The 720-nt window shown below is 65.8% G+C and carries 1 protein-coding gene; it reads right to left on the bottom strand.

Annotated elements, in window-relative coordinates:
- Positions 1-602, bottom strand: a 602-nt coding sequence (locus tag RMP09_RS03855) for a sodium:calcium antiporter (RefSeq protein WP_409559681.1), incomplete at its 3' end; no start/stop codon positions are given.
- Between the last annotated feature and the right edge of the window lie 118 nt (positions 603-720).

Genomic DNA, 720 nt, shown 5'->3' with positions numbered 1-720 from the left:
GCGAAGGTCACCGCGGCCTCGACCAGCCATTGCGCGCCCAGCACCAGAGCGGCGAGGCCTGCCAGCACGAGGCCGATCTGCACGAGCGGCGGACGGTCCCAGGTGGTTGTCACCGCGGGCGCGAGCGCTTCGGTGTATTCATCCTGCGCGGCGCGGGTCTGGCGCCGCGACTGCACCACCAGGAAGACGGTGTAGCCGATGAGCAGCGCCAGCAGCAGCGCCGCATCCAGCAGGCCGATCCGCCCGTCGAGCGACAGCAGCAGCAGCAGCAGCGAGGCACCGATCATGATCGGAACCTCCTGGCGGATGAGCTGAATGTTCACGACCAGCGGCACGATCAGCGCGCTGACACCGAGAATGAACAGGACGTTGAAGACGTTGCTGCCTACGACGTTGCCGATCGCGATGTCGACCCGCCCATCCAGCACGGCGCCCACCGACACGGCCACTTCCGGGGCGCTGGTGCCGAAGGCGACGACGGTCAGTCCGACGACGAGTGGCGAGATGCCAAAGGACAACGCCAGCTTCGACGCGCCGCGCACCAGCAGGCCGGCACCTACGACCAACGCGAGCAGGCCGCCCACGAACATCAAGAACTGCATATCCACTCCTATCGTTGTTCACCGCACGTTCGCTGTGTTTGGTTCATGCCATGCCATGCCAAGGATGTCCATTTGCGGCGTCGTCGTACGCTCCAAGCAGTGTAGCTGACCGCGTGCG

The sequence above is a fragment of the Hydrogenophaga sp. genome, from assembly GCF_031426985.1.
Taxonomy (GTDB): domain Bacteria; phylum Pseudomonadota; class Gammaproteobacteria; order Burkholderiales; family Burkholderiaceae_C; genus Hydrogenophaga.
The sequence above is the reverse complement of the archived record's forward strand: the minus strand, read 5'-3'. Positions and strand labels throughout refer to the sequence as shown.